Source organism: Frankia sp. AvcI1, from assembly GCF_001420875.1.
Taxonomy (GTDB): domain Bacteria; phylum Actinomycetota; class Actinomycetes; order Frankiales; family Frankiaceae; genus Frankia; species Frankia alni.
The window spans coordinates 126,806-152,347 of sequence record NZ_LJFZ01000019.1; the positions used below are offsets into that span (position 1 = coordinate 126,806).

At 73.2% G+C, this 25,542-nt stretch carries 16 protein-coding genes and 24 pseudogenes; 24 read left to right on the forward strand and 16 right to left on the reverse strand.

Going from position 1 to position 25,542, the window contains the following annotated elements; all coding sequences use genetic code 11:
- Nucleotides 1-73 (reverse strand): annotated as a pseudogene (locus UK94_RS74410) (hypothetical protein); the annotation flags it as partial.
- A gap of 167 nt (nucleotides 74-240) precedes the next feature.
- Between UK94_RS74410 and UK94_RS58655 the strand changes: the two are divergent.
- From UK94_RS58655 to UK94_RS58685, 7 genes and pseudogenes are all read left to right on the forward strand, one after another.
- A partial coding sequence (locus UK94_RS58655) for an ATP-binding cassette domain-containing protein (protein WP_235488766.1) occupies nucleotides 241-745 on the forward strand: 505 nt, incomplete at its 3' end.
- A gap of 1 nt (nucleotide 746) precedes the next feature.
- Nucleotides 747-1,004, forward strand: a pseudogene (locus UK94_RS58660) (ATP-binding cassette domain-containing protein); the annotation flags it as partial.
- Between the two features lie 289 nt (nucleotides 1,005-1,293).
- Nucleotides 1,294-1,544: ABC transporter permease (locus tag UK94_RS58665; RefSeq protein WP_235488804.1), on the forward strand; the 251-nt coding region annotated here is incomplete at its 3' end.
- 1 nt (nucleotide 1,545) lies between these two features.
- Nucleotides 1,546-1,652, forward strand: a pseudogene (locus UK94_RS58670) (ABC transporter permease); the annotation flags it as partial.
- 1 nt (nucleotide 1,653) lies between these two features.
- Nucleotides 1,654-1,995 (forward strand): annotated as a pseudogene (locus tag UK94_RS58675) (ABC transporter permease); the annotation flags it as partial.
- Between the two features lie 3,313 nt (nucleotides 1,996-5,308).
- A pseudogene (locus UK94_RS58680) lies at nucleotides 5,309-5,578 on the forward strand (hypothetical protein); the annotation flags it as partial.
- Between the two features lie 1,454 nt (nucleotides 5,579-7,032).
- Nucleotides 7,033-7,440: glycosyl hydrolase (locus UK94_RS58685; protein WP_268761517.1), on the forward strand; the 408-nt coding region annotated here is incomplete at its 3' end.
- Between the two features lie 344 nt (nucleotides 7,441-7,784).
- Here UK94_RS58685 and lysS read toward each other — a convergent pair.
- The 5 genes and pseudogenes from lysS to UK94_RS58705 all read right to left on the reverse strand — a co-directional run.
- Nucleotides 7,785-9,425 (reverse strand): lysine--tRNA ligase (lysS, locus tag UK94_RS19675; RefSeq protein WP_235488769.1); only part of this gene is annotated, 1,641 nt, incomplete at its 5' end.
- 1 nt (nucleotide 9,426) lies between these two features.
- Nucleotides 9,427-9,641 (reverse strand): annotated as a pseudogene (locus tag UK94_RS58690) (lysine--tRNA ligase); the annotation flags it as partial.
- Nucleotides 9,642-9,741: 100 nt separating this feature from the next.
- A partial coding sequence (locus tag UK94_RS58695) for a helix-turn-helix transcriptional regulator (RefSeq protein WP_235488771.1) occupies nucleotides 9,742-10,186 on the reverse strand: 445 nt, incomplete at its 5' end.
- A gap of 1 nt (nucleotide 10,187) precedes the next feature.
- Nucleotides 10,188-10,269: pseudogene (locus UK94_RS58700) on the reverse strand (hypothetical protein); the annotation flags it as partial.
- Between the two features lies 1 nt (nucleotide 10,270).
- Nucleotides 10,271-10,671, reverse strand: a pseudogene (locus tag UK94_RS58705) (cupin domain-containing protein); the annotation flags it as partial.
- Nucleotides 10,672-11,008: 337 nt separating this feature from the next.
- Here UK94_RS58705 and UK94_RS19685 point away from each other — a divergent pair.
- Nucleotides 11,009-11,341 (forward strand): anthrone oxygenase family protein, encoded by a 333-nt coding sequence (locus UK94_RS19685; protein WP_313949553.1) that lies wholly within the window; start codon nucleotides 11,009-11,011, stop codon nucleotides 11,339-11,341.
- Nucleotides 11,342-11,435: 94 nt separating this feature from the next.
- Here UK94_RS19685 and UK94_RS74415 read toward each other — a convergent pair.
- Nucleotides 11,436-11,511: hypothetical protein (locus tag UK94_RS74415; RefSeq protein ID WP_268761518.1), on the reverse strand; the 76-nt coding region annotated here is incomplete at its 5' end.
- 1 nt (nucleotide 11,512) lies between these two features.
- A pseudogene (locus UK94_RS19690) lies at nucleotides 11,513-12,518 on the reverse strand (DJ-1/PfpI family protein); the annotation flags it as partial.
- A 115-nt stretch (nucleotides 12,519-12,633) separates the two neighbouring features.
- Here UK94_RS19690 and UK94_RS19695 point away from each other — a divergent pair.
- The 5 genes and pseudogenes from UK94_RS19695 (at nucleotide 12,634) to UK94_RS19710 (ending at nucleotide 15,743) form a co-directional block, all read left to right on the forward strand.
- The gene (locus UK94_RS19695) at nucleotides 12,634-13,644 is read left to right on the forward strand and encodes an NAD-dependent epimerase/dehydratase family protein (RefSeq protein ID WP_050997334.1); all 1,011 of its coding nucleotides are present in this window, start codon (nucleotides 12,634-12,636) and stop codon (nucleotides 13,642-13,644) included.
- Nucleotides 13,645-13,785: 141 nt separating this feature from the next.
- Entirely contained in the window at nucleotides 13,786-14,499 is a 714-nt protein-coding gene (locus UK94_RS19700; RefSeq protein ID WP_050997042.1) for a DUF5994 family protein, read from the forward strand.
- Nucleotides 14,500-14,507: 8 nt separating this feature from the next.
- Nucleotides 14,508-14,972, forward strand: a pseudogene (locus UK94_RS58715) (transglutaminase family protein); the annotation flags it as partial.
- A 21-nt stretch (nucleotides 14,973-14,993) separates the two neighbouring features.
- Nucleotides 14,994-15,302: transglutaminase family protein (locus UK94_RS58720; protein ID WP_268761519.1), on the forward strand; the 309-nt coding region annotated here is incomplete at its 3' end.
- 195 nt (nucleotides 15,303-15,497) lie between these two features.
- Entirely contained in the window at nucleotides 15,498-15,743 is a 246-nt protein-coding gene (locus tag UK94_RS19710) for a hypothetical protein (RefSeq protein WP_011602966.1), read from the forward strand.
- Nucleotides 15,744-15,851: 108 nt separating this feature from the next.
- Here the strand turns inward: UK94_RS19710 and UK94_RS58725 are convergent.
- Nucleotides 15,852-16,083, reverse strand: a pseudogene (locus UK94_RS58725) (glutathione peroxidase); the annotation flags it as partial.
- Nucleotide 16,084: 1 nt separating this feature from the next.
- Nucleotides 16,085-16,388: pseudogene (locus tag UK94_RS58730) on the reverse strand (glutathione peroxidase); the annotation flags it as partial.
- A 222-nt stretch (nucleotides 16,389-16,610) separates the two neighbouring features.
- Between UK94_RS58730 and UK94_RS19720 the strand changes: the two are divergent.
- Nucleotides 16,611-16,793: a Trm112 family protein gene (locus UK94_RS19720; RefSeq protein WP_009739962.1), complete on the forward strand. Its 183-nt coding sequence runs from the start codon at nucleotides 16,611-16,613 to the stop codon at nucleotides 16,791-16,793.
- Nucleotides 16,794-16,880: 87 nt separating this feature from the next.
- Here the strand turns inward: UK94_RS19720 and rpsA are convergent.
- From rpsA to UK94_RS19735, 6 genes and pseudogenes are all read right to left on the reverse strand, one after another.
- Nucleotides 16,881-18,216: 30S ribosomal protein S1 (gene rpsA / locus UK94_RS19725; protein WP_235488773.1), on the reverse strand; the 1,336-nt coding region annotated here is incomplete at its 5' end.
- A 1-nt stretch (nucleotide 18,217) separates the two neighbouring features.
- Nucleotides 18,218-18,362: pseudogene (locus tag UK94_RS58735) on the reverse strand (hypothetical protein); the annotation flags it as partial.
- A gap of 524 nt (nucleotides 18,363-18,886) precedes the next feature.
- Nucleotides 18,887-19,690, reverse strand: a pseudogene (locus tag UK94_RS58740) (acyltransferase); the annotation flags it as partial.
- A gap of 1 nt (nucleotide 19,691) precedes the next feature.
- Nucleotides 19,692-20,146 (reverse strand): annotated as a pseudogene (locus tag UK94_RS58745) (acyltransferase); the annotation flags it as partial.
- Between the two features lies 1 nt (nucleotide 20,147).
- A pseudogene (locus tag UK94_RS58750) lies at nucleotides 20,148-20,634 on the reverse strand (acyltransferase); the annotation flags it as partial.
- A 256-nt stretch (nucleotides 20,635-20,890) separates the two neighbouring features.
- Nucleotides 20,891-22,396 (reverse strand): glycosyltransferase family 39 protein, encoded by a 1,506-nt coding sequence (locus UK94_RS19735; protein ID WP_231861562.1) that lies wholly within the window; start codon nucleotides 22,394-22,396, stop codon nucleotides 20,891-20,893.
- 792 nt (nucleotides 22,397-23,188) lie between these two features.
- Here UK94_RS19735 and UK94_RS58760 point away from each other — a divergent pair.
- The 10 genes and pseudogenes from UK94_RS58760 to UK94_RS58805 all read left to right on the forward strand — a co-directional run.
- A partial coding sequence (locus tag UK94_RS58760) for an acyltransferase family protein (RefSeq protein ID WP_268761520.1) occupies nucleotides 23,189-23,389 on the forward strand: 201 nt, incomplete at its 3' end.
- A gap of 1 nt (nucleotide 23,390) precedes the next feature.
- A pseudogene (locus UK94_RS58765) lies at nucleotides 23,391-23,465 on the forward strand (hypothetical protein); the annotation flags it as partial.
- Between the two features lies 1 nt (nucleotide 23,466).
- Nucleotides 23,467-23,587: pseudogene (locus tag UK94_RS58770) on the forward strand (hypothetical protein); the annotation flags it as partial.
- A gap of 1 nt (nucleotide 23,588) precedes the next feature.
- A pseudogene (locus UK94_RS58775) lies at nucleotides 23,589-23,665 on the forward strand (hypothetical protein); the annotation flags it as partial.
- Between the two features lies 1 nt (nucleotide 23,666).
- Nucleotides 23,667-24,762, forward strand: a pseudogene (locus UK94_RS58780) (acyltransferase); the annotation flags it as partial.
- Between the two features lies 1 nt (nucleotide 24,763).
- Nucleotides 24,764-24,887 (forward strand): annotated as a pseudogene (locus tag UK94_RS58785) (hypothetical protein); the annotation flags it as partial.
- 1 nt (nucleotide 24,888) lies between these two features.
- Nucleotides 24,889-25,114, forward strand: a pseudogene (locus tag UK94_RS58790) (acyltransferase); the annotation flags it as partial.
- 63 nt (nucleotides 25,115-25,177) lie between these two features.
- On the forward strand, nucleotides 25,178-25,270 hold a 93-nt coding region (locus tag UK94_RS58795; RefSeq protein ID WP_235488584.1), incomplete at its 3' end, for a GDP-mannose 4,6-dehydratase.
- 1 nt (nucleotide 25,271) lies between these two features.
- Nucleotides 25,272-25,373: pseudogene (locus UK94_RS58800) on the forward strand (GDP-mannose 4,6-dehydratase); the annotation flags it as partial.
- A gap of 1 nt (nucleotide 25,374) precedes the next feature.
- Nucleotides 25,375-25,542: pseudogene (locus tag UK94_RS58805) on the forward strand (GDP-mannose 4,6-dehydratase); the annotation flags it as partial.

The window sequence follows — 25,542 nt, forward strand, 5'->3', positions numbered from 1 at the left end:
CCTGGGCCTGCTCGACCAACGCCCGGGCGCCGTGCTCCTCGCAGGACAGCGCGTACCCGACGAACGACATCATTCTCACCTCGGCTTCTGCTTGTCGACAGCTCGACCCGTCCGCCCCTGGGGGTGCCGCCACCGCACGCCGCCAAACATCCGACGGCCGGACGCGACGCGGGCGCGTGGGGACGCCGCGGAACTCGCCCGGACGCACGGTCGCCCGGATCGGGGCACGGGCTTGGCAGGATGCGGTGGGTGCCCCCAGGACCGGAAACGACACCGAGCGTGACCAACGCGGCCGGCGCCGCCGCTCGGCGCGCCCCGCCCGGCGCGCATGTGGACGTGGCGGCGGTCGCCGCGACCGACGTGCGGATCCGGCGCGGGGCCCACCGGCGCGGACGCGGAGGTCATGTAGTCATCCACGGCGTCACGTTCACCGTGCCCCGCGGCAGCGTGACCGGGGTGATCGGGCCGAGCGGCGGCGGCAAGACCACGCTGATGCGGGCGATCGTCGGGGTGCAGAGCAGCGTCGACGGGGACCTGCGCGTTCTCGGCCACGCTGCCGGCGACGCCTGCCTACGCCGGCGGGTCGGCTACGCCACCCAGGCCGCGTCGGTGTACGGCGACCTGACCGTGCGGGAGAACCTGCGCTACTTCGCCGCGCTCGCCCAGGCCGACGACCCCGACGACCCGACCCGCGCGCCCGGCTATCTCGACGCGCTGCTGGCCCACGTCGGCCTCACCGAGCAGGNGCCCCGGCTGGTCGACCACCTCTCGGGCGGCCAGCGCTCGCGGGTGTCGCTGGCCGTCGCGATGATCGGCGGCACCGACCTGCTCGTCCTCGACGAACCCACCGTCGGGGCCGACCCCCTGCTGCGCCGGCGGCTGTGGGCCGACTTCCGCCAGCTCGCCGAGCGCGGCACGACGATCCTGGTCAGCTCGCACGTGATGGACGAGGCGATCCGCTGTGACCGCCTGCTGCTGCTCTACCAGGGCAGGCTGCTGGCGCANGGCACCCCGGCGGACCTGCTCGCCGCCACCGACTGCGGCGATCTGGAGGAGGGCTTCCTGCGCCTCGTCGAGGCGCCGAACCGGCCGGTCGAGGGCGGCGACCGGACCGGTCCGCGGGCCCGACCAGCGCCGGCCATCCCCACCGGGAGCGCCGCCGAGGCGCCGAGCGCCGCGACCGCGCCGCCGACCCGCGCCGCGCCCCGCGCGGCGGATCATCCCCCCGGCGTCGCGCCCTGCCCGCGCCGCAGGGCCATCGACGGGCTGCGTACCGGGGCCACGGCCGCGCGGGTGCTGCGCCAGCTCGGCCGCGACCACCGCACCCTCGCCCTGGTCCTGTTGCTGCCGCCGGTGCTGCTGTTGACGTTGCGCCTGCTGTTCCACCGGTCCCCCGACACCTTCAACCGAGTGGGCCCCGCGCTACTCGGGATCTTCCCACTCATGACGATGTTCTTCGTCACCTCCGTCGCGATGCTGCGCGAGCGCACGTCCGGCACCCTGGAGCGGCTGCTGACCAGCCCGGTCGGCCGCGGGGACCTGCTNGTCGGCTACGGGTTGGCGTTCGCCGTGCTCGCCGCGGCCCAGGCCGCGTTCGCCACCGCGCTGACCGTCGGCGCGCTCGGCCTGACCGTGCGGGGATCGGCCCCCATNCTTTTCGTGGCGGCCATCCTCAGCTCCTTCCTCGGCACCGCGCTCGGCCTCTGGATGAGCGTGTTCGCCCGCACCGAGTTCGAAGCCGTGCAGCTCATCCCGGCCGCGCTGATCCCGCAGTTCATGCTGTGCGGCATCCTCGTGCCGCGGCACGGCATGCTGCCGGCGCTCGACGCGATCAGCACCGTCATGCCGATGACGTACGTCGTCGACGCCATGGCCCGGCTGTCGACCTCGCGGCACGTCGACCGATGGCTGTCCCGCGACATCCTGATCGTCACCGGCTGCACGCTGGCCACCCTCGGCCTCGCCGCGGTGACCCTGCGCCGCCGGCACCCGTAGATCCAGGGCGGACAGCGGGACGACGCCGTCCACACCCTGCCGTCCCATCCCTGGTTGTTACGATCGTCACCGTCGTCCGCGAGGTGCGGCGCCGTCGTCGATGCGGAGGGATGCGGGCGGAGCTCGCCGGTCGCCGGCCAGGCAGGCACCGGGCGGCGAGACCGCCTCCACTTGCCGCAACCCCGGTGTGGTAGGCCGTATCGGTCGGACGTGGCAGCGGTCGGGTAAGGCACATCCAGCCCGCCCGGCCCGGGCGAGCCACCCATATCGGGCTACCATCGACCTGCTGGCTGCCGGGCGTGCGGCGCCGCGGCGGGCCCCTGCGGGGCTCGCCGGGCACGAGCTCCGGTGGCCCCCGGCGAGATGCGCCGGTCAAGGTCGGGCTGATGCGGCATGAGAGGACGGTCGGCGGTGGATGGATGAGTCCGGCCACGGATTCCCATCCGACGACGATCAGGGTGGCCCGCCGGCCACCCGCCTGCCGGGGCGGCCGGGCGGGCGACCCCCGGTGACCCGCGTCGAGCCGGGTCCCGCGACCACGCAGGCGACCCAGCACCTCACCGCGCCGCGCCCGCGCCGCTCGGACGCGCCCCCTTCGGACCCGAGCACCGCGCCCCGCGACCAGGACCGGCTCACCCAGCAGGATCTGCCCGCTGGTCAGGACCCGTCCGCCGGCCAGACGCAGCCGGCAGACGGGGAACGGGCCGCAGACCAGCACCGGCGGACAGAGCAACATCGGAGAACAGAGCAGCAGCCCTCCGCCCCGCCGCTCCCGTCCAGTTCAGCGGGTCCGGCGGGCCCGGCGGAGTTCACGTCGACGACCGAGCTGGCCGCGTTGCGCCGCCGTCTCGGCATGCCCGAGGTGGCCGAGGCCCGCCGGGCCGAACGCGAACGCCGGGCCGCTCGGGACGACGGCTCCGCCCGGCAGCACGACGGCCCGGCCCGGCGCGGCGACGGCGTCGCCGGGCGCGGCGACGGTCCGGCTCGGCGCGGCGACGGTCCGGTCCGGCGCGGCGCGGCTGCGGCCCGGCATGACGACGGCTCGGCCCGGCACGATGGCGGTCCCGCCGAGGGCCCCGGCCCCGGTCGAGAACGCCACCGTGGCCGCGAACGTGACCGGGATCCGGCCCTGTATCCCATCGGCCGGACCCAGCGGACCGGGGACCATCGCCAGCACAACGACCACAGCCAGAGCGCCGATCGCGGTCGGGTCACCGAGAGCGGGCCGCGGCGCGGGCGCCTCGAGGAGTCGGAGGNCGCCACCGGCCACCGCCAAGGGCACGGATACGGCCACGGCCGCGAGTTCGGCTACGGCAACGGCTTCGGACGGGGCGAGCGCGGCGGGGGCGAGCGCGGTGCACGTGAGCGCGGCGGGGCCGCGCCGGACCCGGCGCGTCGGGTCGAACCGTTCGACCACGAGCGGACACAGATCATCCGTGGGCTGCGCGTGCGTCGGGTGCCCGGGGCGGACACCTTCCGTCCCACCCACGCGCCCACGGCCGAGGGCCTGATCCCGATGTCCGGCACGATGACCGGTGAGTTCTTCCTCGGCGGCCTCAACCGGCTGGATCCGGCGATCGACGGCCGCGGCGGTGCCGGCGCGGGCGGAGCGGTCGGCGGGACGGTGTACGCGCCCGCCGGGACGGCCGACGCGGACCACCGTCCCGAACCGGTCGACTACGGCCTCGCGGACCTCAGCGAGGACGTCGGCGTGGGCGGGCGGCACCGGGTCGAACGGACGACCCGCGGATCGAGCCGGTCCCGGGCGATCTGGACCCTCGTCGACCAGGTGCTCTCCAGCGGCACGAACGCCGTGATGTCGTTCATCATCGCCCGCAGCGTGAGCTCGTCGGAGTTCGGCGCGTTCGGCGTGGCGTTCGCGATCTTCTCCCTCATGATCGGCTTCTCGAAGGCCGCAGGCACCGCGCCCCTGGGCATCAAGTTCGCGGACGTGTCGCCCCGGGTGTTCCGGGCGGCGGGTGCCGCGGGCACCGGCACGGCCTTCGTCATCGGACTGCTCTCCGGGGCGGTGACGCTGGTCGTCGGCCTCGCGCTCNGCGGCGGCGTCGGCAACTCTCTGATCGCGATGGGCCTGGTGTTCCCGGCCCTGCTGCTCCAGGATGCCTGGCGGCAGGTGTTCTTCGCCGAGGGTCGACCGGCGGCCGCCGCGGCCAACGACGGAGTCTGGGCGATCGTCCAGTTCGCAGCCATCTTCCTGCTGATCGTCCGCGATGTGTCGACCTCGTGGGNGATGCTGCTGGCCTGGGGCGGGGCGGCGGCCGTCGCGGCCGTCATCGGGATCTACCAGGCCGGCTTCCGGCCCGCGACGAACCAGGTCCGGTCCTGGATCGCCGAGCATCGTGACATCAACGGCTACATGAGTGCGGAGTACCTCACCGTCCAGGGCGCTCANCAGGCGTCGACGCTGCTGCTCGGCACCCTGGGAGCGATCGACCTCGTCGGCGCGCTGCGCGGGGTGCAGACCCTGCTCGGACCGACGACGATCCTCGCCGTAGGGATCGTGAGCTGGGCCGTCCCGGAATTCTCTCGCCGCAAGGACATGTCGGCAGGGGAGCGGCTGCGGGCCGCCTACGCTCTGTCGGGAGTGATCGTCGCCGTCGGCGTGATCTGGGGAACGATCTTCCTGTTCCTGCCGACGAGCATCGGTCACTCCCTGCTCGGCGACACCTGGGGGCAGACCCACCATCTGCTGGCGCTGTCGATCATCCAGCAGACGGGGCCGGCGGCGACGGTGGGACCGGCCTGCATGCTCTACGCGATGGGGCAGGCCAAACTCACCTTCCGCGCCAACGCGATCCTGGCCCCACAGCTGCTGCTCTACCCGATCATCGGGCTGGAGCTCNGCGGGGCGTCCGGGGCGGTCGTCGGCTACATCGCGGCGTTCTGGATCACGGTGCCGTTCTGGTTCCTGCTGGTCCGCCGGGTCGCCCGCGACATGGAACAGGNCGGCACCACGAGCATCGCGGCGGCGGGGTCAGTCGGAGCGGGGTCAGTCGGAGCGGAGTCAACCGGAACGGAGCCGACCGGAACGGAGCCGACCGGTGCGGCTCGGGCCGCATCGGAGTCGGCCGGATCGGGGCCGGCGGGATCGGAGTCGGCCGGATCGGGGCCGGCCGGATCGATCGAGCCTGGATGAGCCGCATCGTGTCCGGCCCCGCCGACCAGGGTCAGGAAAGTTCTCCGATCACGGCCGGCCCGTCGGGGGGCGGCGACCATATAGGTAGGATCTCGACCGGCGTCGAGACCGTTCCGGTGAATGCCGCCTGGACCCGGGCCAGGCGGGGGGGTTGAGATGATTCTGCGCATCCTGTATCGATCCGTTGGTTCGGAGAACGCGAAGAACCGACCGGCCTTCTACAGCAAGCGGCTGGCGCTCGCGTCCCTCCTGCGCGCCGTCGAGAAAGTCGAGATCCCGACGAGGATCGTCTTCGTCAACGACGGTCCGATGCCGGCGGATCGCCTTTCGATGATGGAAGAGGCCGGCGAGATCGTCCCGGTCACGTGCGGCAGTAATCGCGCGTCGTATCGCCACGTCCTTCGCATGCCCAGGCTTCGCCGCTGGNCAGCCGACGATCTCGTCTGGCTCGCGGAAGACGACTATCTGTACACGGAGAACTCGCTCTCCGCCCTGGTCACCGCCGCCGCCGCCCGTCCGGACGTCGAATACTTCACGCTGTACGGCACCTCGCGGCTGTCCGCCACCTCCACCCGGCGACGCCCGCAGGTCACCGACGACGGCGGCATCCACGAGCACGCCCCGGTGATCGGGGGGGTGACCTGGGCTCGCACCGCGACCACCACCAGCACCTTCGGCCTGCGCGTCGGCACCCTCGTCGAGGACGAGCTGCTGCTGCGCTCGATCCCCTTCGTCGGTGGCGCCTTCGACCGCGCGACGTGCCTGACACTGCAGGGTTTCCAGCCCTTCCGGCTGCCGGAACTGGGCGGTGAGCCACCGCTGGTGGCGCCCTCGACGGTCGCCGCGCGGATCGCCCGCCGGGCGGCGCTGACCGGGCTGCGGGCCACCCTGAACGCGGTGGCGCTGGCCCGACCCGAACGACGGCGGCGAACCCTGCTCGTCCCCGCGCCCTCCCTGGCCACGCACATGGAGCTGGGCGCCGCACTCGTCCCCGGCCACGACTGGCCGGCGGAGGCCGACGGCGTCCTGGCCTGGCTGCAGTCCCGCAGCGCTGACCCGACGCAACCGAGCCCGGCACAGCCGGCCCAGGCACAGCCGGCCCAGGCACAGCCGGCGCAGGCACAGCCAGCTCAACTGCACCAGGCACAGACGGCCCAGGCGCGGGCGACCTCCTCGGCGGGCGCGCGGCCGAACACCGCCGGGGCGAACGGAAAGCCGACCACCGCGGGAGGGCCGACGCCGGCTGCCGCGACGGGCGGGACGGCCGCGGGCACGACCGTGCCGGGCGTTCTGGTGTCCGGCATCACCTCGCGGGCCGTTCCCACGGGCGCAGCGGCCACCTCCGCGTCGCCGGCCGCCGGGCTGTCGCCGCTGGCGGCGGCCGATCAGTTGCCGGCACCGGGTGCCGGCGAGGCCTCGCCCACCGCGGCGCCGGTTCTCCGCAGGCCCTCCGTAGCGTGAGGGCGGGACGCCGCTCGCGGCTGGTCGCGCTGTCGCTGCTGCTGGTCACAGTGCTGCTGACCGCCGGGCTCGCGGCGTGCTCCGGTTCGTCGAAACCCACTCCCGGCCCCGTCGGGGTGCACTGGGTGTCCGGCGCCAACGGCAACTATCCCGCCGACGTCAACGCCTGGGGTGCGTTCACCGGCCGCAAGGTCGGCCTCGCGATCGTCTTCACCGAACGCAAGGACTGGTACAACATGGTTTCGGCGGACTGNCCGACGGCGGNCTTCACCCGGGACAAGTTCCCGGGTGAGCTGTCGATCGCGCAGCCGCCGTTCCCCCGCGACGGCAACGAGGCGGCCTGCGCGAGCGGTGCCTACGACAACTACTGGCGGACGTTCGGCGCGACGCTGACGAAGTTCGGCCGCGCGGACGCCTACATCCGGCTCGGCTGGGAGTTCAACGGCGATTACATGTACTGGCACGTGCGCAATGTCGAGACCTGGAAGGCGTGCTTTCGCCGGACCGTGACCGCGCTGCGCTCGACCGCGCCGGCCGTGCAGATCGACTGGAACATGAACGCCCACACCGACAAGCTGCCCGGCAGCGGGCGGGACGTGTGGGACGCCTATCCCGGTGACCAGTACGTCGACGTCGTCAGCATCGACTCCTACGACTTCTTCCCCACGTCGGTCAGCGAGAAGAGCTGGGACCGGCAGTGTCACCAGCGGTCCGGACTGTGCACGGTGATCCAGTTCGCCCGTGATCACGGTAAGAAGTTCGCCGTCCCGGAGTGGGGGGTGGTCCGGTCGGAGGGCGGCGGCGGCGACAACCCCTTCTACGTCCAGNAGATGTACGAGACGTTCGCCGCCAATGCCGAACACCTCGCATACGAGGCGTACTACAACAACTCCGAGGCGAAGAACGTCCGCTCCTCGCTGTACAAGCCGGATCTGAATCCCAAGTCGTCGAAGCGTTACCTGCGGTTGTTCGGCCCCGCCTCGCCCGGCGCCGGCTGAACCACGCAGTCCCCGGCGCCAGGCCCCCGGTTGATACCTCGGCTACTCTCGCGGCGACCCTCCGCCCCACGGCGACCCTCCGCCCCACGGCGAGGACGCGTCCCCGTGCGCGCCCCGCGCTCGGAACCGGTGGCGGAGGACATCCTCGATCTGCGCGATGTCCAGCAGGCGCGCTACTCGGCGGTGGCGGCGAGCAGGGTTCGGATGCGCTCGGGGCCGACCGCCAGCAGCAGGGTGGGCAGGCGCGGGCCGGTGTCGCGGCCGACCAACAGGCGGTAGATCAGGACGAAGAACGCACGCTGGGCCTGCTTGAGCTCGGTGGTGGCGGGTGCGTCGGCGGGCAGCCCGCGCAGCAGCTTGGGCACGGCGTAGGTCAGCGTGGTGAGCCCGTCCAGCGACCAGTCCTCCTCGAGGCCGTCGACGAGGATGGCGAGGGCCTTGGTCTCGTCGGCGCTCAGCCCGGCCAGCGCCGCCCGGTCCGGCTCGGTCCGCACGATGGTGCGCTGCTCCGCGGGCACGTGCTCGCGGGTCCAGGCGCGGGCGGCGTCCAGCCGTGGCTGGAGGTCGTCGAGCGAGAACGGCGCCTGCCCGGCGGCGTCGGCGCCGCTCCCGCCGGCCGCGTCGCTGCCGCGAGCCTGACGCAGGATCCGCAGGATCTGGGTCGGGTCGTCGGCGGTGATGTCGCAGATCGACGACAGCAGGCGGAACGGGAACACCGTGCGCGGCGCGTCGACCGGGCCGCCCTCGACGGTTCCCCGCGAGCGCGCCACCACGGTGTTCTCCGCGGGCTCGGCCGCGCCGTCGCCGACCCGCCGGTTCAGCGCGTCCCACTCGTCGTAGACGCGCAGCACCTCCGCCCCGAAGTCGACGGTGATGGCCTGGTTCGGCCGGCGCCGGGCGTAGATCCAGCGCACGATCGCCGGCTCCAGGATGTGCAGCGCGTCCGCCGGGGTGGGGGCGCCGCCCGCCGAACCGGAGAGCTTGGCCCGCCCGCGGACCCCGACGAAGGAGTACGGCAGGTACACCGGCGGCTCGCCGCCGAACACCTCGCGGACGATGCTGCCCCCGACGGTGAAGCTCGACCCGGGCGAGGAGTGGTCGACCCCGCCGGCCTCGAAGGCGACGTTCTCGAAGGCCCAGCGCATCGGCCAGTCGACCTTCCACACCAGCTTGCCGTTCGCCGGCCCCCGCACGTCGAACCGGCCGTGGTTGCCGCACGCGGAGCAGGAGTAGTCGCCCTGGCCGGCCGCCGGGTCGAAGGACGCCACCACCGTCGTGTCACGGCCGCAGACCTCGCAGTAGGGCCGGAACGGGAAGTAGGCCGACGCCGACGCCGAACCCTCGTCGTCGGCGGCCCCCTCGTCGGCGGCGACGTCGACGTCCGCCGGGGGAACGTCGTCGGCCCCACCCGGCGCCGCGCCTGCCCGCCGCCCGCCGCGCCCGGCCCGGCCGCCGGGACCGGAACCACCGGCGCCGGAGGCCCTCGGCCCCGAGCCATCCAGCCCAGAACCATCCGGGCCGGAGCCGGCGGGTGCCGCGGTAGGCGACGGCTGCAGCGTGCGGTAACGGCCGAGGATGCCGTCGATGGTGGGGGCGGCGGCGATCGCCCGGGCGATGCCGTCGGCGTAGGCGCCCGAGCGGTACATCTCGGTCTGGCTGATCTCGCGCACCTCGATGCCGAGGCGACGCAACGCGTCGCGGAACGGAGCCTTGAACCGCTCCGCCCAGCTCGGGAACTCGCCCCACGGATCGGGAACGGCCGTCAGCGGCCGGCCGACGTGCTCGGCGAAGTCCGCGGGCACCCCGGCGGGCACNTTGCGCAGCCGGTCGTAGTCGTCCCAGGACAGGATGTGCTCACAGGGCACTCCGCGCGAGCGGATCTCCTCGGCGACGAGATGCGGGACGAGGATCTCTCGCAGGTTGCCGAGGTGAATGGGCCCCGACGGGCTGATCCCCGACGCGCAGACGACCTTTGCGCCCCCGGGGCGCTGCTGCGCCCGCTCGATCGCTTCGTCCGCGGCCCTGGTCATCCAGTCCCGGCGATCAACCACAGTCCCACCACATCCCGATGTCGAACCCTTGACAGCAACCCTAACGGTCTCGCACCGAGCCCCCGCCCCGGCGGCCTGCTCACCGTGCGCGGTGCTCGCGGGGGCTGACGCCGAAGTGGCGGCGGAAGGCGGTGCTCAGCGCGAAGGGGCTGCCGTAGCCGACCCGGCGGGCCACCGATCCGACGGAGGCGTCCGGTTCGCGCAGCAGGTCGGCGGCCAGCGCCAGGCGCCAGCCGGTCAGGTAGGCGATCGGGGGCTCGCCGACGAGGTCGGTGAACCGGCGGGCGAAGGCGGCCCGGGAGGCCCCGCAGGCGGCGGCCAGCTCCGCGACCGTCCACGGGTGCTGGGGCGTGTGGTGCACCAGGCGCAGCGCCGGGCCCACGACCGGGTCGTCGTTCGCCCGCCACCACGCCGGGGCGGCCCCCTCGGCCCGGGCGAACCAGGTGCGCACGACCGCGACGACGAGCAGGTCGAGCAACCGGTCCAGCACGATCTCCTGGCCGGGATCGTCCCGGCCGATCTCGNGGGCGAGCAGGTCCACGAGCGGGGAGTCCCAGTCGCCGGCCCGGACCACGGCGAGCGCCGGCAGCGCGGTGAGCAGCCGGCGNCTGACCTCGGTGCGCAACTGGTAGACGCCGGTCACCAGCTCGGCCGCGCCGTCGGGGCTGTTACCCCAGGCGCGTGACCCGAGCTTCATGGCCAGGTCCAGGCGCTCCCCCGACGGGGTGGTGCAGACCTGGCCGGGATGAATGACGATCTGGGTCGGGGTCGCCGGGTCGTCGGCCACCCGGTACGGCTCGGGCCCGCGGATGACGATGACGTCCCCGGCGCCCAGGCGCACCGCGGGCCGGTCGTCGGGGACCACCCAGGCATGCCCGCGCACGATCGCGACGATGGCCAGCGGCGCCTCGTCCTGGATGCGCATCGACCAGGGCGGGCTCATGGTCAGGCGCAGCAGGAAGGCGCCGCGCGCCCGGGGGCCGTCGAGCAACCCGGCGATCGCGTCCATGCGGGAGATCGTAACGGCGGTCCGGCCCGCACCGCACCGGATCGATGGACGCTCGCGTATGCAGCCGAGCGTCCGGGCCATGGCTCGTCCCGATCACGCGCGTTTCACTGGATCACGACAGCTTCCGGCCCGGCCAGACAGGACGGCGCACATGACCTCCAGGGTTCTGCCCACGCTCACGTTGATCACCGCCGTCGGGGCGGCGGTCGTCGGCGGGGTGTTCTTCGCCTTCTCCNCCTTCGTGATGACCGCACTGCGCCAGCTGCCGCCCGACCAGGGCCTCGCCGCGATGCAGAGCGTCAACCGGCAGGCCCCGANCGCCGCCCTCATGCTGGTCATGTTCGGCACGGCCGCCGCGTGCGTCGTGCTCGGCGTCGCGTCGGTGCGTGATCCGGACGAGCCGGGGGCCTGGTACCGCCTGGCCGGGGCTGCGCTCTACCTGTTCGGGGTGCTGCTCACGATCGCCTACCACGTGCCCCACAACGACGCCCTCGCCCGGGTGGACCCGACCGCCGCCGGCGCCGACGGGTCCTGGCTGCGCTACGCGGGCGACTGGACGGCCTGGAACCACGTCCGGACGCTGCTCTCGGTCGCCGGCGCGGTCGTCCTCGTCGCCGCGGTGCGCGTCGGCGACCGCGCGGCCGCGATGCTCCCGGTGCCGACCAGGTGAGCGACCAGGTGTGCGGCGAAGTGAACGGTGAACCGCGAGGTGAGCGGCGAGGTGAGCGGCGAGGTGAGCGGCGAGGTGAGGCGGAGCGGGACCGTCAGGCAACGCCGTCGCGGGGACGGGCGAAGGCCGCCCGGTAGGCGGTCGGGGTGAGTCCGGTGCGGCGCAGCAGGNGCTGGCGCAACGAGTCCGCCGAGCCCAGCCCGCTTCGCCGGGCGACGTGGTCCATCGGCAGGTCGGTGGTCTCCAGCAGCTCGCGGGCCCGCTCGATGCGCTTGTGCAGCAGCCACTGCAGCGGGCTGAGGCCCGTCTGGGCGCGGAAGCGCCGCCCGAGCGTCCGCTCGCTGACGTGCGCGTGCGCGGCGAGGTCGGCGAGGGTGAGCGGCTCGTCGAGGCGCGCCAGCGCCCAGTCCCGGGTGCGGGCCAGGCCGGTCCCGTCCAGGCCGGGCAGCGGGGTCGGGATGAGTTGGTTCTGGTCGCCGGCGCGCGCGGGGGCCGCCACCGCGAGGCGGGCCGCCGCGTTCGCGACCGCGCTGCCGTAGTCGCTGCGCACCAGGTGCAGGCACAGGTCGATGCCCGCGGCGAGCCCGGCCGAGGTCACGATCTGGCCGTCCTCGACGAACAGCACGTCCGCGCGGACGTCGACGGCGGGGAAGCGGCTGCTCAACGCCCCGGCCTGCACCCAGTACGTGGTCGCCTGCCGGCCGTCGAGCAGGCCGGCCTGGGCCAGGACGAACGCGCCGGTGCAGATCGAGGCGATCCGGCGGCCGGCGGCCGCCGCCGCCCGCAGCGCCACCAGCACCCGCGGATCGGCGTCGACCCGGGCACCCGTGCCGGTGACGATGACGGTGTCCGCGCAGGCGACGGCGTCGAGCCCCCGGCTGACGGTGAGGCCCATCCCCCCGCCGTCCCCCTCGACGGCGACCGGCCCGGGGTCGGCCGCGCAGACGGCCACCTCGTAGCCGGGCCGGTCCTCGACGAACGTGGCGCCGAGGACGAGCTGGGGGATGGACAGGTCGAACATCGTCACCGGCGGCACGGCGATCACCGCGACCCGGTGCGGCGAGCCGGACGGGCCGGACGGGCCGGACGGGCCAGGCGGGCCGGGGGTGCCGGGGGTGGTGATCGCCGCGGGCATGCCTCCCATCATCGCTGCGGCAGCGCGGCCCGATCCGATCATGGCGGGAACCTCCGGACATCTGGCGCCCGAAGGGCTGCCGCGCAGGCGCGGGCCCGACGAGGGTGATCCCGACGAGCCCGGTCCACACCGGGCGCCCAACCACGAGGAGCCAGCGATGACCCTGCACGTGATCGTCGGGGCCGGCGCGACCGGCGTCGCCACCGCCCACCTGCTCGCCGACGCGGGGGATCAGGTCAGGCTGGTGAGCCGTGGGGGCCGCGGCCCCCACCGTCCGGGGATCGACCTGGTGGCGGCCGACGCCACCGACGCCGACCGGCTGACCGAGCTGACCACCGGCGCACGAACCCTGTTCGGCTGCGCCGCGCCCGCCTACGACCGGTGGCCGGCGCTGTTCCCGCCGCTGGCCGCCGCGCTGCTGGCGGCCGCCGAGCGCACCGGCGCCGCCTACGTCATGCTCGGCAACACCTACGGCTACGGCCCGGTCGACGGGCCGATCACCGAGGACCAGCCACTGGCACCGATCACGGTCAAGGGGCGGGTGCGGGCCGCGATGTGGCACGACGCCCTGGCCGCCCACCGCGCCGGCCGGATCCGGGCGAGCGAGGTGCGCGCGGCGGACTTCCTCGGCGCCGGCGCCTACTCGCTCTACAACCAGCTGGTCACCCCGAAGATCCTCGCCGGTGCGCCCGCCGCCTTCCCCGGGGACCTCGACGCCGCCCACAGCTGGGCCTACGTCGGCGACGTCGCCCGCGCCCTCGTCGCGATCAGCCAGGATGACCGCGCCTGGGGACGGACCTGGCACGCGCCGAGCGTGCCGCTGTCGGTGCGTGAGCTGTCCCGGCGGCTCGTGGCCGCCAGGTTCCCCGACACCGCCGCCTCCCCCGGCGCCGCCGGCGCCCCCGGCGCCGCCCAGGCTCTGGAGCCGGAGCTGGTCCGGCTGACCGCGGCGGAACTCGCCGCGGCCGGCGCCGCCGACCCGGTGACCGCCGAGGTGGTGGAGATGCTCTACCTGTACGAGCGGCCCTGCGTACTGGACTCGACCAGCACCGAGAAGACGTTCGCGCTGTCCCCGGGCCGCCTCGACGTCGCGCTGGCCGAGACCGCCGGAGCCGGCCCTGACAGCGGTCGGGCCGGCGTCCGCGGCGAGGAGCAGACGGCTCGATGACCTCGGTTGTGCCGGGCCGGTGTGGTCGCCGGGCGTAGAATGGCTGTTGACCGGGTCTATCGCGAGCGTCGACCAGCAGGCCGACCCAGCCACCGGTCGCAGCCATCCGATGGTCATCGTCATCGGAGTAAGGCGGCCGTCATGACGACGAGCCAGCACATCCCTCCCGCCGACCGCGTCGACATCGCCCGGTTCGATGACGACGGTGGCGCTCCGTCCCAGTCCTCGGTCCCGCGTCCCGCGGCACCTCCGGCCACCGCATCGCCCGCCGAGCCGGGCGGCGCGGACGCCGGGGGTGGGGTGGCCGGGGCCGCGCCCCGCCTGACGTTGTCCCCGGACCGCGGCGAGGGCTCCTTCGACGGCGGCTGGTGGCCGCGGACGATGCGCCTCACCGACGAGCTGCCCGGCCTTCTCACCGCGCTGGCGGGCGCCGACGAAAGCGTCCGCCGGGTCTGCGTGAACGGCGACGCCTGGACGGCGATTCCGAGCCTGGCCGGAGGGTCGGGGCTGCCCCGGGCCCGGGTGGACTGGTTCCGAACCCTCGATCGGCGGGTGGTCACCGCAGGCAGCGACGGTGGCCTGCCCAGGCTGCGCCTGCTGGTGATCCCGCCCGAGGCTGCGGCCGGGCCGGCCCGGGTGCTGCTGCGGGCGGCCGCTGCCGGCGCGTTGACCGGCTCGCCCGGCGAGATCCTGCGGCAGGCCGGCGCCGAGGCGCCGGCGAAGAACGACGGACCGACCCACGCCGAGGCTCAGGCGGACGAGGACGCACCGACCGACGACGCACCGACCCGCGACGCACCGACCGGTGTCGCGGCGCCGGAGTCGTCGGCCGTGGCGCTCGTGGCGTCGCCCTGACCACGCGCATGGCGGGCGACACCACCGCGTCGAGCGGCCGGGAGACATCCTGGCCGGCCGGCGCTGACGATCCGGGCCGGCTCACCGGCACGGGCCGGGTGGTGACCTGTGACCTGGCCTTCGACGTCCAGGAGCCCGCCGACATCGCGTTGCAGATCGCCCCCGCCGCGCGCGGCGGCCGCATGCACGAGGAACGCCTGGACCTGGCGGTCGACGGCGCCCCCCTCGCCCCGCAGGTCGAGCTGGCCGCGCCCCACGGCGGGCGGATTCACCTCCTGCGGGCAGCCCCCGGCCTGTTCACCGCGTCCTATCGGGCGCACCTCGACCGCCCACACCTCGCCCCGCGCCCGGGAACGGCTACGGCTACGGCAACGGCAACGGCAACGGCAACGGGCGAGGAACCGCTCGACCTGCAACGGCTGACCTACCTGCGCCCGAGCCGCTACTGCCCGTCGGACCATGTCGTCGGACTCNCCGTGNCCGAGTTCGCCGCCCTGCCCCAGGGCCGGCGCCGGGTCGACGCCGTCGTGGACTGGATCCACCACCGGATCGGCTATGTCGCCGGCGCCAGCACGGTCCACGACACCGCCGAGGACACCCTGCTGACCGGGCAGGGGGTGTGCCGCGACTTCGCGCACCTGGGCGTCACCCTGTGCCGGGCGCTGGGGATACCGGCCAGGTTCACCGCGGTCTACGCGCCCGGGCTGACCCCGATGGACTTTCACGCCGTCTTCGAGGCCTGGACCGACGGCGCCTGGCACGTCCACGACCCGACCCGGCGGGTTCCGCGCGACGGCCTGGTTNGGATCGCCACCGGCCGGGACGCCGCCGACACCGCGTTCGCCGCGGTCCTGGGCGGCATCGCCACTCTGCTGTCGGTCGAGGTCACCGCCACGGTGACCGGACTCCTGCCGGCCGACGACCACCGGGCCGAGGCCGTCCTCGCCTGATCCCCGCGGCCCGACCTGCGCACGAACTCGAAGGAATGGAAGGCCGCCATGAGTGACACCGACCCCGCCCGCCTGGACGAGATCGCATTCCACCTGCTCACCGCGCAGCGGGCCAGCCGGGGCATCCGCCGGCTGGCCAACGCCGCCGTCGAGATCGGCGAACCGGTCGACGCGGCGGGCGTCAGCGCGGTCCTCGCCGAGTTCCGCGCGGCCTACCGCGAGGTGCACGCGATCCTCGCCAGCGGCAACACCGAGGACATCGTGTACCTCGCGGCCCAGCTCGATCGCACCTGACCGGCACCGGCCCGCCGGGCCTCCCCGGGCGAAAGCGTGGCACGCGCAGAGGCGCCCCGGACGACCGCTCACCGGCCGGACACGCCGGTGAGCGGGGCCCCCGAGACGCTACGCCAGCACGGCGTCGAGGTCCTTGCGGATCTCCTCGGGGGTGACCGTCGGCTCGTAGCGGCGCACGACGTTACCCTCGCCGTCGACGAGGAACTTGGTGAAGTTCCACTTGACCTCGTCGGTGCCGATCGCCTCGGGCCGGGTCTTCGAGACGTGCTCGTAGAGGAAGCCGGACTCGGGCCCGAAGTCCCCGGGCGCCTCGGCGCGCAGGTACTTGAACAGCGGCGCGNCGCCGTCGCCGTTCACCTCGACCTTGCTCAGCACCGGGAAGGTGACGTTGTAGTTGGTCGAGCAGAAGTTCTGGATCTCCTCGTCGGTGCCCGGCTCCTGGCCACCGAACTGGTTGCACGGGAAGCCGAGGATCTCCAGGCCGCGGCCGTGCAGCTCCTGGTAGATCGACTCGAGCCCCTCGTACTGCGGCGTCAGGCCGCACTTGCTGGCAACATTGACGATCAGAAGCGTCTGGCCGGCGTAGTCGCCCAGCGAGCGGCTGCTGCCGTCGGGGGTGTCGACGGTGAAATCGTGGACAGTCATGGTGAACCTGACTCTCGTGACGGGTGATCGGCGATCCTCACGGCCGATGGTTCGGCCGCTGAACAATCCTGACGCTACTCCGCCCGATGGCATTATGTCACCATGCCGGGTGCATAATCGTGCGCCGTTTCGGCGGGAGCGGCCGTCTGGGATGCTCAGGGGGTCCGACGGCAGCGACCGACGGCAGCGACCGACGGCCACGAACGAACAGGAACGCCCCACATGAGCATCGAACCCGACCTGCTGAAGATCCTTGCCTGCCCGGTCGACAAGGGGCCGCTGGAGCTGGTCGACGGCTGGCTGGTCAACCCGCGGCTCGGCCACCGGTACGAGATCCGCGACGAGGTCCCGATCCTGCTGCGGCCGGACCACGTCGACCCCGCGGTGGCCCGCGCCCAGCGCTGACCGCCCCTTCTCCTGCGGACAGAACACGACAGCGGGGCCCGAGGAAGATTCCCTCGGGCCCCGCTGTCACGTACGCGGCTGGGTCGTCTACTCCCGGCCGAACTGCTCCCGCAGGCGACGCAGCGCTTCCTCGTCGATAGCCGACGCGGGCTGGTCGGACTGGGAGGAGGTGTAGGAGGAGGGTGCGGCCGCCGCAGCGTCCGCCTCCTGCGCGGCCCGGATCTGGACCTGGTGCGCCTCGAAGCGGGCCTGGGCCTCGGCGTACTGCCGCTCCCACTCCGCCTGCTGCTCCTCGTAGCCTTCCAGCCACTCCCCGGTCTCCGGGTCGAAGCCCTCGGGGTAGACGTAGTTGCCCTGCTCGTCGTACTTGGCTTCCATGCCGTACTGGCTCGGGTCGAACGCCTCGCCGTCGACGGCCAGCCCCGACGCCTCGTTCGCCTGCTTGAGCGACAGGCTGATCCGGCGCCGGTCGAGGTCGATGTCGATCACCTTGACGAGGATCTCGTCACCGACGTTGACGACCTGCTCCGGAATCTCCACGTGCCGCTCGGCGAGCTCGGAGATGTGGACCAGACCCTCAATGCCCTCGTCCACGCGGACGAACGCACCGAACGGCACCAGCTTCGTGACCCGGCCGGGCACGACCTGGCCGATCGCGTGCGTACGGGCGAACTGACGCCACGGGTCTTCCTGCGTCGCCTTCAGCGACAGCGAGACCCGCTCGCGGTCCAGGTCGACGTCGAGAACCTCGACGGTGACCTCCTGGCCGACCTCGACCACCTCGGACGGGTGATCGATGTGCTTCCAGGACAGCTCCGAGACGTGCACCAGCCCGTCGACGCCACCCAGGTCCACGAAGGCACCGAAGTTGACGATCGAGCTGACGACGCCCTTGCGGATCTGACCCTTGGCCAGCTGGGCGAGGAACTCGGAGCGGACCTCACTCTGGGTCTGCTCCAGCCATGCCCGCCGCGAGAGCACAACGTTGTTACGGTTCTTGTCGAGCTCGATGATCTTCGCTTCGAGCTCGCGCCCCACGTAGGGCTGCAGGTCGCGGACTCGGCGCATCTCCACGAGGGAAGCCGGCAGGAAGCCACGGAGGCCGATGTCGAGGATGAGACCACCCTTGACAACCTCGATGACGGTGCCGGTGACGACGCCGTCCTCGTCCTTCAGCTTCTCGATCGTGCCCCAGGCGCGCTCGTACTGGGCGCGCTTCTTGGACAGGATCAGGCGGCCTTCTTTGTCCTCCTTCTGGAGGACAAGGGCCTCGACGTGGTCGCCGACACTCACGACCTCGTGTGGGTCGACATCGTGCTTGATCGACAGCTCTCGGGACGGGATCACGCCCTCGGTCTTGTAACCGATGTCGAGCAGGACCTCGTCGCGATCAACCTTGACGATGATGCCGTCGACGATGTCCNCATCGTTGAAGAACTTGATCGTCTTGTCGACTGCCGCAAGGAAGTCTTCGGCCGAGCCGATGTCGTTGACCGCTACCTGTGGTGTGGTCGGGCTGTGCGCGGTGGTCACGGTCTCCACGGGTCGTACGTCGGTGGTGCTCGTCAAGGGGTCGGCTCCGACTAGGGGTGGTCGTCCGCGCGAGGNCCGGATCGAACCGCCGGGACCGAGGGACAGAGACAANGCCAGAAAACGAAGAAACTGTCAGAACCGATAGCGACGCTCGAGTGGATCCGCTCGGTCTGAGACCCANGGACCCTCGTGCACAGACCCAAGTCTAGGGATGGGTGTCCGGAGTGGTCAACGGGAGCCGGCGCACGGACGCTCCCGAGCCGGGACTGCGGTCACGCTACGCAGACACAAGCCGGCAATATGTAGCTATCTGCTGCCGCCCCGCCACGCTCGCGGACGACGGCCGCGGCCAGCCCGTCCGCCGTCCGCGCGGCGAGCCGATCTCCGCCGCACCCACTCCCCCGGACGGGCGCACACAGCACGGCAGGATCAAAGGAAAAATCATCGCAAAATCGGCACATGGGGCGATCTGGCAACGAGGTCATGCGGAGGCGGAAAGTTCGCGGTGCCCTCCCCGGACGCGGGGCGCCGGGACGGCGGATGCGAGGTCGGGTGACTGGTCAGGCCCGGCCGGCCGGGCCGCGCTCGGCGCCGCCCGACCCCGGGCGCCCGCCGGGGCCGATCCACTCCGGCTCGTCCGGGCCGGAGTGGATCGGCCGGTCGGGATCGGGCCGTGCCGTCTGGTCGGCACCGGGCCGCCCGGGCCGGTCGGCGATGGGCCGCACCAGCCGGTCGGAACCGGGCCGCACCGGCCGGTCCGGGTCGTGCCGTGCCGGCGAGTCGGGACCGGACCGGACCGGGTCGGTCCGGGCCAGGTCGGGCCGGGCCGGGCGGTCCGTACGGGACGCGACGCCGGGCTGTCCACGCCAGGCCCGCGGCACCCAGCCATCCGCGGTCTCCCGCGCGTCGGCCTCCGCCGCGCCCACCCCCGCCGGCCGCTGTCGCCCGCCAGGGCGGCCGGACGACCCGGTCGTCAGTGGCACTGTCGGGCTATCCCCGGGCACGCCGGCGACCGCGACCGCCGTCCGGGCCCCCGGCACCACCGCCGGGAACCCACCGGTCGGGCCCTGCGGGTGCGCAACGCCGCCGGGCGCGGTGCCCACGCCCGGAGCCACCCGCCCGCGGCGGCGCGCCACCCAGGCGTCCGCGCGCCGGGCCCAGCCGTGGGACAGCCGGATGCAGGGCCGCTCGACGAGGTGGTGCGTCGCGGTCGCGACGGCCACCGTCAGCACGACGACGACCCCCAGGAACGGCCCGTAGGGAATCTTCCACAGTCGCCAGCCGCTGTGTTCCAGCACGAGGTCGATGACGGTGGAGTGCCACAGGTAGATGCCGTACGAGATCGCCCCGAGGAACGCCAGCGGNCGGCTGGCCAGCAACGGCCGCACCGCACCGCGGTCCTGGCGCCCGAAGACGGCCGGCAGCAGCAGGAAGAACCCGAACAGCCCGTACAGCAGGTGCCGGTTCAGGTCCTGCGCCCGGTCCGGATCGAAGATCGGCACCAGCGGCAGGCCGGCGTGCCGGCTCGCCACCCAGTAGATCACCGCCGCCACGGCCCAGCAGGCCGTTCCCGAGCCGGGCAGGCTCGCCCAGCGGGGCTGACGGCCGAGCTGGGCGTACCGAGCGGAGACCACCGCGAGCGCCATCCCCATGGCGAACAGGTCCCACCAGACGGGCAGCCAGGCGTTCCAGCCGGACATCCAGGCCGCCGTGCTCGGGATGACGAGGAAATGGACGACCTTCGCGGCCAGGAAGGTCACCGCCAGCGCGGTCAGTTCCACCCGGACCTGGGCCGCGGGCGAGCGGCGACGCCGGCCGAGNAGCCAGGCGTAGACGGGCACGGCGAGGTAGAACGCGACCTCGATATCGAGCGTCCAGGCCTGGGTGAGGCCCTGGATGGCCCAGTGATCCTGGTAGCCCTGCAGAAAGAACGCGGTCTGGAAGATCCCGGCGAGCCCGTGCACGCCCACCCGGTCGTCGCTGACGACGTTGAGGGTGACGGCGAGCGCCACCCAGTAGAGGGGGACGATCCGCAGGAACCGCCGCACCAGGTAACCCGGCGCGGTGGCGGCGGGAACGTCCGCGAGCCGGGCCGCGACGAACGGGCGGTAGAGCAGGAATCCCGAGATCAGGAAGAACACCGCGACCCCGGCCTCACCACGCGCGGTGTAGGGACCGAGCCCGCTGCTGGTGGTGAACCCCGCCGGGAACGATGTGTGCACCACGACGACGAGCAGCGCGGCGATCGCGCGCAGACCGTCGAAACCCGGAAAGACGACCTTGGGCGGGCGGGTGCCGGGAGGACGGCNCGGATCGGGGATGGCGGCCGAACCGGCCGAACCGGCCGAGCCGGCGGAACCGGCCGAACCGGCGGAACCGGCCGAACCGGCCGAACCGGCGGCGGACACGACGGTGACGACGACCGGAAGGGGGCGGACGGGGTCGGTCACCGCGTGTCTGCCACGAGATACGCAATGTCCGGCACGCTGGAAAACGTACCAGCACGGCGGATTATGGAGCTAGCACACCCCGAACATATCGGCCTTTTCCACCCGCTGGCGTAGTCAGGTCGGGTAACCCTGGTCGGTTTCGGATCGCATCGGCCGCCCGCCCGCGATCCGCCTGACCCGGGAACGCGCCGGCCCGGCGAGCCGGCCGGCGGCGGCCGTGATCGCGACCGCCGCGAGCAGCACCACCGCGGGCTCCGCGGCGGCCCGGAAGCGGGTGGTGCCGTAGACCACCACCGTCGCCAGGCTCAGCGTCACGGGCACCGCGAGCAGGGGCAGCAGCGGGGTTCGGCGGCGGCGCAGCACGACCACCCCGCCGACCGCGGCCACCTCCAGCACCCACAGCGTCACCATCCCGAGCCGGCTCAGGCTCAGCGGCCGCAGCTCGATCGTGTCGAGGCGGACCTGCTGCCACGGGTGGTAGACGCCCCAGGTGCGGCCGAGGCGGGCGGCGGCCACCGTGGGCAGCCGGTCGGAGTGATCGCGGATGTAGTCGAAGGCGGCGTGGCGGTAGAAGGCGTCGCGCTCGGAACGTTCCACGGGCGGTGGCGGGAGCGCCAGCACGCAGTCGAACGACCACCAACCCAGGTCGCGCCCGGAGTACGTCGCCGGGCAGTGGGTGACGGCCAGGGTGGAGCCGAGGCCGGTGGACAGGTACTCCGGCTCGTGGAACCGCGCCAGGTTGTAGGCGGCCCAGGGCGCGATGCCGGCGACGCTCGTCACGGCCGCCACGGCCAGCAGTGCGGCGCGGCGACGCCAGGCGACGCCGGGGGCCGTCGCGACGAGCGGCACGACGAGCACCAGGGCCAGCAGCGCCAGTTCGGCCCGCGCTAGCATCACCGCCGCCAGCGCCAGCCCGAGCCAGCCGGCCTCGGCGAACCCTCGACGGTCGACGAAGCGGTAGGCGGCCAGGATGATCCAGGCGCAGGTGAGAATGCCCGTCGTCTCGGACATCACCAGCGGGTCGTTGAGCCACATGCCGGGGTAGACCGCCGCAATCCCGCCGGCCACCAGGCCGGTGGCGGGGCCGGCCACCCGGCGCCCGGCGAGGGCGACCAGCACGATCGCGCCGACCCCCAGCAGGCAGGAGAAGAGCTGGTGGGACAGGAAGCTGGTGAAGCCCAGCACCGACGGGACGGCCAGCAGGAGGCTGGTCAGCGGGGGGTGCTGGGCGTCGGCGACGTAGCGCCCGGACAGACGCAGCTCGTACGGGTCGGGCCAGCCGCGGCCGTCGGCGAAGAGGTTCGCCGCCTCGTGGTAGTAGAACGGATCACCCTGGACCGCCGCCGGATGCAGCCAGTGAAACAGGTAGAACAGCCGGATCCCGAGGCCGATCAGGCAGATCGCCGCCAGCCCGAGGTACCAGCGTCGCGGTCGCCCGAGCCGGGCACGCACCGGTTCTTCGCCGGGTTCAGCCGCCACCGCCGACACGACCTGCGCCGCGGGCCCGACCTCCACCGCGGACGCGGGGGCCCCGCCGGGCGCGGGAGCCGGTTCGGGGACGCCCGGCGACACCGGCGCCGACCCCACCGTCCGTGGCTGCCCCGCCGTGGTCTCAGACACGCGCGGAAGGTACCAACCTGCTGGTTCGGGGCAGACAACGCGTCCGGCATCAAGGCCGCAAACATACCGCGCGTGCACGGCGTGACGCAGTTGCGATTAGCCTTGCCGCTCGGACGTCCTGATGCGATCGGGTTCGGCGAGCCGCGGTGGCGGACCCGGTGCGGAGCCGGCCGAGTCCGCACGGCAGCCGCCGCCCGGTTCCACGGCCCGATGGCGCCCCGGCGACGACGAGGAGGGACCAGGCTGACCAGCAACGACGCCGACACCGTCCCGCTGGCGTCCGGGGATCGACAGCGGCGGTCGTCCGCCGAGCAGCAGGCCGACACGACCCCGATCGGCACCCGTCTGGGCGGGCCGCGTAGCCCGGCCGGGGGCCCACAGCCCCGACGCTCGACAACGGAGCGTGAGGGGCACTTTGGTGACGGTCGGGGCGGTGCCGACCGCAGGCTGCGGGATCAGGCTCCCCGCCGCCACGAGCGGACCGCGACCGAGCGCCGGCCCGAGCCGCCCGCCCCTCGCCCCGAGCCCCGGACCCAGCGGGCCGAGCACCGTGTCCGCCGCGACGAGGCACATGTCCGCCGCGACGAGGCCCGCGTCCGTCGGGATGAGGCCCGCGTTCCCGTTCCGACGCCCCAGCGGCCGGCGGCCGGTCGCGACCCGGTGCGGCCGCCGACCCGGCCCGAGGACGACCTCGACGCCACCGGCCCGGTGCTCGCCCCGCTGGGGCACCTGCCGGCCCTCGACGGGCTGCGCGCGTTTGCGGTCATGGCNGTCATCGCCTACCACGCCGGCATCTCGTGGATGCCCGGCGGTCTGCTCGGGGTGGACACCTTCTTCGTGCTCTCGGGCTTTCTGATCACCGGGTTGCTCATCACCGAGTACCGCAACACCCGGCGCATCGACCTGCGCAGCTTCTGGGTCCGCCGGTCCCGCCGGCTGATGCCGGCGCTGCTGGTCCTGTTGATCGGGGTGGCGGCGTACGCACGGTGGATCNCCTCCCCCGGCGACGTCGGCACGCTGCGCCTGGACGCCCTGTCCACGCTGCTGTACGTGGCGAACTGGCGCTTCGNCCTGTCCGACCAGAGCTACTTCAACCACTTCTCGGCGCCGTCGCCGCTGCTGCACACCTGGTCGCTGTCGGTCGAGGAGCAGTTCTACGTCCTGTGGCCGCTGGTCGTGTTCCTGCTCATGNGGCACAGCGCCCGCACGGTGGACCGCTGGCGCCGCCAGCGCCAGAAGGCCCAGTCCCTCGCGCTGACGGTGGCCGTGNTCGGCGCGGAGGCGTCGGCGCTGGTCGGCCTCGCCCTGCTCCTGCTCGGCACTGATCCGTCCCGGATCTACTATGGCACCGACAGCCGTGCCCAGGCGCTGCTGGTCGGCGCCGCGCTCGCGGTGTGGCGGGGGCAGCGGACGCGACCGATCTCGGCCCGGGCCCGGTCGGTCATGTCGGTCGTCGGCTGCCTGGCGGGCGTGGCGATGATCGTCATCTGGACCACGGTGAGCGGCGAGAACCGCGCGCTCTACGCCGGCGGGTTCCTCGGGGTCGCCGTCGTCGTGATGCTGCTCGTCGCCTCGCTCGTCGAGGCGCCCGAGGGGCCGGTGTCGAAGGTGCTCGCCCTGGCCCCGCTGACGTTCATCGGACGGATCTCCTACGGCCTGTACCTGTGGCACTGGCCGGTGTTCCTCACCCTGACGGCCACCCGGACCGGCACCGACGGCGTGGTCCTGCTGCTGCTGCGGCTCGGCGTCACGCTGGCGATCACGCTCGCGTCGTTCCACCTCGTGGAGGACCCGATCCGCCGCCGCCGGATCCGGCTGCCGAACCCGCGGCTCACCGTGCCCGCCGCCTTCGGCGGGGTCCTGGCGGTCATCCTGGTGGCCACGGCGGGCACGTCGGCGTCCGTGCGCACCCCCGCTCAGCTGGAGGCGCTGGCCAAGCGGGCGGCCGCCTCCCCGCAGCCGGCCGTGACCGTGCGCCCCGGCACCGGCGCACCGATCAAGGTGCTGCTCGGCGGCGACTCGGTGGCGCTCACGCTGGGCTTCAGCGACTTCTCCACGATGGCCGCCGCCAAGGGCATCGAGATCCACGACTTCTCCAAGCTCGGCTGCGGGGTCGCCCGCGGCATGGAGCGGCGCGTCCTCGGTGAGGCCGGACCGACCACCGACGGCTGCGACCAGTGGCCGCAGCGCTTCGCCCAGCGCGTCGACGAGGTCGATCCGGCGCTGGCGCTGCTGCTCGTCGGCCGCTGGGAGGTCACCGACCAGTTGCGCGACGGCCGTTGGACGCACATCGGCGACCCGGCGTTCGACGCCTACCTCGGCCGCGAGCTGGATCTCGCGATCACCACGCTCGGCGCCAAAGGCGCNAAAGTGGCGCTCCTCACCACCCCGATCTTCAAGCCGACCGAGGCCCCGGACGGCAGCATCTACCCGGAGACGAAGGCCACGCGGGTCGAGCGCTTCAACGTGCTCCTGCGCGAGGCCGCGGCCCNCCACCCCGGCACGAGCGTGATCGACATTACCTCCGTTCTCACGCCGGGCAACAAGTACGTCGACGAGCTGGACGGCGTCCGGCTGCGTGACGACGACGGGGTGCACATCTCGAATGGCGGCGCCCGACGGATCGGGGCCGCGATCATTCCTCAGCTTCTTCGGATCGCCCAGGGGTCGGCGGCCGACGCCGCGGCCCCGCAGACCGTGGGAGCGGGACCCGGCTGACCGGCCCGGTTTACCTGACGCTAACCTTCCGCCCAGTACCGGGTGGTCAACAGGAGGATCGACGTGCCGCGTGCGCTGATTACCGGGATTACCGGTCAGGACGGGTTGTATCTGGGTGAGTTGTTGACCGCGAAGGGTTATGAGGTGTTCGGGTTGNTTCGGGGGCAGTCCAACCCGAAGGTGGCGGTGGTGGAGCGGTTGGTGCCGGGTGTGGTGTTGTTGGAGGGTGATCTGACGGATCTTCCGTCGTTGATCGGTGNGGTGGAGATCTCGCAGCCGGACGAGGTGTACAACCTGGGGGCGATCTCGTTCGTCGGGCTGTCGTGGAAGCAGGCGGAGCTGACGGGGGAGACGACGGGGATGGGGGTGTTGCGGGTGTTGGAGGCGTTGCGGATCGCGGGTGGTAACGACATGTCGCGGGTGCGGTT

Bases quoted from the DNA above. Each gene is read 5' to 3' on its own strand.
- UK94_RS19685 (WP_313949553.1), top strand. From the start codon at position 11,009: ATGTTCGGCACGGCCGCCGCGTGCGTCGTGCTCGGCGTCGCGTCGGTG.
- UK94_RS19695 (WP_050997334.1), top strand. From the start codon at position 12,634: ATGACCCTGCACGTGATCGTCGGGGCCGGCGCGACCGGCGTCGCCACC.
- UK94_RS19720 (WP_009739962.1), top strand. From the start codon at position 16,611: ATGAGCATCGAACCCGACCTGCTGAAGATCCTTGCCTGCCCGGTCGAC.
- UK94_RS19710 (WP_011602966.1), top strand. From the start codon at position 15,498: ATGAGTGACACCGACCCCGCCCGCCTGGACGAGATCGCATTCCACCTG.
- UK94_RS19700 (WP_050997042.1), top strand. From the start codon at position 13,786: ATGACGACGAGCCAGCACATCCCTCCCGCCGACCGCGTCGACATCGCC.